The sequence below is a fragment of the uncultured Thiocystis sp. genome (assembly GCF_903866365.1).
GTDB lineage: Bacteria > Pseudomonadota > Gammaproteobacteria > Chromatiales > Chromatiaceae > Chromatium.
Genome location: NZ_CAIPNF010000238.1, coordinates 1 through 5,567 on the forward strand (window position 1 = coordinate 1; position 5,567 = coordinate 5,567).

Sequence of the window (5,567 nt, forward strand, 5' to 3'; positions counted from 1 at the left end):
AAAGTCAAACCGCCCCTGCGGTATCTGGCAACGCGTGGTCTTCTCTTCGTTGACCGTCAGTTTGAGCCGCTCCATCATCGTGCGCATGGCCTCCATGGCTTGCTCGCCCGTCCCACGACAGCAGATGACGAAGTCGTCGGCAAAGTTGACGATCCGGGCCTGAAGGCGTTCCTCCAGTCCCCACGTTTTCCACCCCAGCAGGAAACGGCGCAGGTACAGGTTACTGAGCAACGGCGTGCTCGGCGCCCCTTGCGGAATGCCTCGTTTGGTCTCCTTCGCCGGTGTGGTGCGCCTCCTGCGCCCACCTCCGTCGTCCTCCTCGACCGGCGCCACCAGCCACTGTTTGATCAGAGCGAGGACGTGACGATCACTGATCCGCCGCGCCACGCTCCGCATCAACTCGGGGTGTGGAATTGAGTCGAAGTCGCCTGATCGATCCGCATCAACCACATCCGTGTAACCTGTGTTCAGCAGCCGATGGACTTGGGACACCGCCTCATGGGCGTTGCGACCCTCCCGATCAGCAGATTGCTCCGGTTGCAGGTCGGCCTCGAAGATCGGAGCCAAGCACGAGGACGGCTGCCGTCTCGACCACCCGGTCGCGGATCGTCGGGATACCCAGGGGCTGTCCTTGAAATCGCTCGCGATGTCCCGGTAGCTGTTCGCGGTGAATCCTGAGCCTGTCGAAGGGTCGAACCACGAATGGCTTCAGGCGGGGCGCGTCAGGCCAAACCGAGAATTGCCGATTCGCGGAGTCGCCGGTTCCCACGCGCTACACTTGGCGCCATGCCTGTTTATCGGTTTCTCGGATCATGACCCAACCCCGTCGCCAACTTCCCATTGGCATCCAGACCTTCGCCAAAATCCGCGAGGGCGATTATTACTATGTCGACAAGACGCCGCTGGCCTGGCGGCTGGCGCAAACCTCCGGTTATTTCTTTCTCTCCCGTCCGCGTCGGTTCGGCAAGAGCCTCTTTCTCGATACCCTCAAGGAGCTGTTCGAGGGCAACGAGCCGCTGTTTCGCGGACTGGACATCCGTCCGCGCTGGGACTGGACGGTGCGTCACCCGGTGATCGCGATCAGCTTTGGGGGCGGGGTGCTTCAGACGCGGGCGGAGTTGGACGAGAAGATTCGCGAGCTTCTCGACGACCACCAGCGACGGCTTGGCGTGGTCTGCAAGCACCCCAGTCTTTCAGGCTGTTTCGCGGAACTGATCCGCCTGGCGCATGCGCACACCGGCCAACCCGCCGTGATTCTGATCGACGAATACGACAAACCCATCCTCGACAACATCACCGACTCCGAGACGGCGCTCGCCATGCGCGAGGGGCTGAGAAACCTCTATTCGGCGATCAAGGGCGAAGACGCCCATCTGCGCTTCGTCTTCCTGACCGGGGTGTCCAAGTTCAGCAAGGTCAGTCTTTTCTCCGGGCTCAACAACCTGGAAGACATCACCCTCAACGCCAGTTATTCCACCCTCTGTGGTTACACCGAACAGGATGTCGACACCGTCTTCGCCCCCGAACTCGATGGCCTCGACCGCGATGAGATCCGCCGCTGGTACAACGGCTACAACTGGCTGGGCGAGGCGGTCTATAACCCCTTTGACCTGCTGCTGCTGTTTCGCAACCGCCGCTTTCAACCTTGGTGGTTCGAGACCGGCACCCCGACCTTCCTTATCCGACTGCTGACCGAGCGCGAGACCTGGCTGCCGCAACTGGGCGCACTGGAGACCGACGCCGACCTGCTCTCCACCTTCGATGTCGACAACATCCCGACCGAGGCATTGATGTTCCAGGCGGGGTATCTGACCATCGCACGGGAGGAGTGGCTCGGCGGCACCTATTATTACCAGCTCCGCTTCCCCAACCGCGAGGTCTCCCAGAGCCTCTACGGAAGTTTACTTCGCGCCTGGACCCAGGCGCCCGAACCCGCCGTCAGGAACCGCAAACAACTCTATCGCCTGCTCCAGTCCAATGATCTCGATGGCCTGAAAGACCTGTTCCACGCCTTCTTCGCCAGCATCCCCAACGATTGGTACCGCAACAACCCCATTGCGCGTTACGAAGGTTATTACGCCAGCGTCTTCTACAGCTACTTTGCGGCCCTGGGTTTGGACATCAGGCTGGAGGACGCGACCAACCGAGGACGGATCGATATGACCGTGCGTGTGAACGGTCGGATCTACCTGTTCGAGTTCAAGGTGGTGGAACTGGCGCCAGAAGGCCGCGCCCTACGTCAGATCAAGGATCGCGGCTATGCTGACAAATACCGTGCCGAGGGCCAGCCAATCCATCTGATCGGCGTGGAGTTCTCGCGCGAGGGACGCAATGTGGTGGGATTCGAGGTCGAGACGCTGTGATGTCCTTGTGACCTTTTTCATAGAGATCGGCCAAGGACATCGAGAATCCGATGGCGTCAAGACACAGCAAATCGTCCGGTTGCTCCAGCCGTCGGCAATGCTGGAAATCCCCCGGCGTGTAGATTTCCACGAGCATCCGACCCTGCGCGATGAGCAGAGAGTCCCGCAAGGTTGGCAGTTGGGAATCGGCGAGGCGCTTGTCGCCGCGGTCGTGGCGCTGGGTGCCCGGAGACAGGACTTCCGCGATCATGATCGGATCGGTCTTGAAATCGGCATCGCCGCGTTGCTCCGAGTCGCGCACGAAGATGTCGGGATAGTAGAACTCGTTGGCAACGCGGATTTTGAGGTCGCCCTTGTAGACTCGGCATGGCGAGCCTTTCAGGTGGACTCGCAAGGCGGACGCCAGATTGAGTGCGATTTCCTCGTGGCGGTCGCTGGCGCCGGTCATCGCATAGAGATAACCGTCGACCAGTTCATGTCGGATCGGTTGTTCCCGCTCGAAGGCCAGGTACTCGTCAGCGGTCATACGGGGCAAGGCTTCCGGTTGCGCGTACATCCGTCAGCTACCTCCGGACTCGGCCAGGGGCGCTCGGGGTGAGAAATGACGCTCCCGATGCCACCGATCGGCATCCTGAATCATCTGTTCGAGGTCGCTATACAGCGGCGTCCAATGCAATTCACGCGCGACGCGGCTTGCATCGGCGACCAGTCTCGCGGGATCTCCGGAACGTCGGGGAGCGAATTGGACCGGCAACGCTCGACCGGTGACCCCCCGAATGCCATTGAGCACGGCCAACACGCTGTGCCCTTCGCCGGTGCCAAGATTATAGGCGTTGCTTTGCGCGCCATTGAGCAAGGCTTGCAATGCGCTGACATGCGCGGCGGCCAGATCGGTCACATGAATAGTCGCGGATACAGGTGCCGTCCGGGGTGGGGGAATCCTGACCGAACACCTGGATTGCCGGTCGTCTGCCAAGTGCCGCCTCCAGCGCGAGCGGGATGAGATGGGTTTCCGGATCGTGCGCTTCGCCGATCTCGCCCTCCGGATCGGCACCGGCGGCGTTGAAATAACGCAGCGCGATGGATTTCAAGCCGTGGGCAGTGTCGAAGTCTCTCAGCATCCGCTCGATCATCAGCTTGGAAGCGCCATAGGGATTGATCGGCTGCTGCGGATGGTTTTCGTCCAGCCGTGGTTGCTGGGGGATGCCATCGGTGGCGCAGGTGCTGGAGAAAGGCTGAAATCCTGTCGTTGCTTCAGCAACCGTCGCGCATGCAACGTTTATCCGAAGCCACCCGTCTGACTGTCGACGGAGAAGGCACCGGCCGTGTCGTCGATGCCTTGCACGCAACCATCGCAGCCACCGATGACACTCCACCCGTTCACCGACTCCGATCTGGACCTGATCCTGACCTGGCGCAACGCACCGGCCGTGCGGCGAAATATGTACAGCCATCACGAGATCACCCCGGATGAGCACCGCGCCTGGTTCCAGCGCATGCGTCAAAATCCCGCCGCGCGCTGGTACCTCGCTCGCGACAGTCACGGAACACCGACGGGAGTCGTCTACTTCACCGACCTCGATCCGGGGTAGGGGAGCGCCTTCTGAGGGTTTTACGCCAGTCCTGACGCCACGCCCGGCACGGGGACGCGCCTTCTCTATGTCGCGCTCGAACTGGCCTTTGGCGAGTTGGGTCTGCACGAGCGCAATGGCGAGGCGCTGGCTTCCAATTCGGCATCCGTCAATCTGCATGAGAAATTCGGTTTCGTTCGGGAAGGTGTCTTTCGCGATCAGCATTTCGACGGTAAACGCCACCTCGACGTGATCCGATTCGGTTTGCTTACCGCCGAATGGGAGCAGCAACGCGACCGTCTACGCGCCCGCGTCGCGCAACTGGACGCCCTGGCAGCCAATCGGAAATCTACCTCCCCCGTAAAATCCTGATCCTGTCCGATGCCGAAAGCTGGATCAACGCTTATGTGGAGGAACTGGTGGTCGACTGGGGCGAACTGGGTCATGAGGTATACTGGGCGCACATGATCGACGATCCGCCCGGCGCGGATTTCTGCTTCTGTCTCAGTTTCGGTCGCATCGTGCCGAGCGCCACGCGGGCCTTGTTCGGCCATACCCTGGTGGTGCATCCAAGCGGGACGGGGTATTCACCCATACGCGCCAACATAGCCGGCAAGCCCTTGAAAATCCGTGGAGAGGCGCGATCTGTTGGGCATTTTGCTGCCATGCTCCGCGCCCCCCAGCCCGTCGATCTCGCGTTTGAAGCGTTTCTGAAGGAATTGCCACCCGAATACGCGAAGATGGCGCGTGAGTTCAAGGCATTCGCATGCCCGCGCAAGCTCAAGACGCCGGCGCAATGGCTGCCAGTGGTGATGCTGTATTGTGGGTTGGATCAGGCACTGCGAACGACGGCCGGGAGCTTCACGCGGCTGGAGGAACGCCTCGCCTATACCGCGATTCACCAGCGCTTGCGGGCGTGCGGCCCCTGGCTGAAGGCGTTGCTGCACCGGCGGCTACCCGCGACGGCGACCCCATTGAGCACGTTGCGGCGGCTGATCGTCGATGGCTCGTCGCGGCAAGGCCCGGGCGCCGAGGGAACGGATGATCGGGTGCATTTGGCGTTGGATTGAACCCAGATGACCGTGCACGCGGTGGACGTGACCGGGGTGGACCCCCGGTGTCAGGATAGATGTCGCCTCCCTTTGGGAGGATGTGTGTGAGGATGGGGGCATGACAGTCCGAAGGCGCCTCCCCCAAGAAGGCGACCTACCGGGTCACCAACTGGCCAGCGTACGATCGGGCGCTAGTGGCGCGCGGAGACATCACCTTCTGGTTCGACCAGGAAGCGATCATCCAGCGTTGGACGCCTGAGCCGACCGGGAAGCGAGGTGCGCCGTGGCGCTACTCGGACGGGTCCATCCAGACGTTGTTGGTGTTGAAGCCACCTCAAGCAGCTCTTCGGGGCAGGCGTTGCCTCACGCCTGTTCGACGCCCAGGTGAACGAGGTTCATGCGCGGATCGCGGCCATGAACAGGATGACCTACCTGGGAATGCCCGTTTCGGTGCGGGTTGGGGTCACTGCGTCCTGAGAGTCTGTTCAGAAAGTTTATCTAATGAAAAGGGGGGTGGTCGGTTAGTGCCTCCACGCCCTATATGTTGTGGTCACCACTTATAGCCATGCGTCACTGCGGCT

9 protein-coding genes are annotated in these 5,567 nt (G+C 61.4%); 5 read left to right on the top strand and 4 right to left on the bottom strand.

Annotated elements, in window-relative coordinates; genetic code table 11:
* On the bottom strand, positions 1–567 hold a 567-nt coding region (locus tag QZY07_RS13140), incomplete at its 3' end, for a reverse transcriptase domain-containing protein (RefSeq protein WP_295403370.1).
* A 245-nt stretch (positions 568–812) separates the two neighbouring features.
* On the opposite strand from QZY07_RS13140, the gene QZY07_RS13145 reads away from it, so the two are divergent.
* Positions 813–2,363 (top strand): ATP-binding protein, encoded by a 1,551-nt coding sequence (locus tag QZY07_RS13145; RefSeq protein WP_295403372.1) that lies wholly within the window; start codon positions 813–815, stop codon positions 2,361–2,363.
* Here the strand turns inward: QZY07_RS13145 and QZY07_RS13150 are convergent.
* The 3 genes from QZY07_RS13150 to QZY07_RS27420 are packed head-to-tail and all read right to left on the bottom strand — an operon-like array spanning position 2,245 to position 3,817.
* Complete coding sequence (locus QZY07_RS13150) at positions 2,245–2,919, bottom strand: Uma2 family endonuclease (RefSeq protein WP_295403375.1); 675 nt, start codon at positions 2,917–2,919, stop codon at positions 2,245–2,247. The genes QZY07_RS13145 and QZY07_RS13150 overlap by 119 nt on opposite strands.
* Positions 2,920–2,922: 3 nt before the next feature.
* Positions 2,923–3,261, bottom strand: coding sequence for a hypothetical protein (locus QZY07_RS27415; protein WP_363184188.1), 339 nt, complete (start codon positions 3,259–3,261; stop codon positions 2,923–2,925).
* Entirely contained in the window at positions 3,188–3,817 is a 630-nt protein-coding gene (locus tag QZY07_RS27420) for an NAD-dependent epimerase/dehydratase family protein (protein WP_363184184.1), read from the bottom strand. The genes QZY07_RS27415 and QZY07_RS27420 overlap by 74 nt, the downstream gene beginning before the upstream one ends.
* Between QZY07_RS27420 and QZY07_RS13160 the strand changes: the two genes are divergently transcribed.
* From QZY07_RS13160 to QZY07_RS27425, 4 genes are all read left to right on the top strand, one after another.
* Entirely contained in the window at positions 3,728–3,955 is a 228-nt protein-coding gene (locus QZY07_RS13160) for a GNAT family N-acetyltransferase (protein WP_295403378.1), read from the top strand. The two genes, QZY07_RS27420 and QZY07_RS13160, sit on opposite strands and share 90 nt — an antisense overlap.
* A gap of 96 nt (positions 3,956–4,051) precedes the next feature.
* Positions 4,052–4,306, top strand: coding sequence for a GNAT family protein (locus QZY07_RS13165; RefSeq protein WP_295403381.1), 255 nt, complete (start codon positions 4,052–4,054; stop codon positions 4,304–4,306).
* A 35-nt stretch (positions 4,307–4,341) separates the two neighbouring features.
* Entirely contained in the window at positions 4,342–5,004 is a 663-nt protein-coding gene (locus QZY07_RS13170) for a hypothetical protein (RefSeq protein WP_295403384.1), read from the top strand.
* 176 nt (positions 5,005–5,180) lie between these two features.
* Positions 5,181–5,549, top strand: coding sequence for a transposase (locus QZY07_RS27425; RefSeq protein ID WP_363184186.1), 369 nt, complete (start codon positions 5,181–5,183; stop codon positions 5,547–5,549).
* The last annotated feature ends 18 nt before the right edge of the window (positions 5,550–5,567 follow it).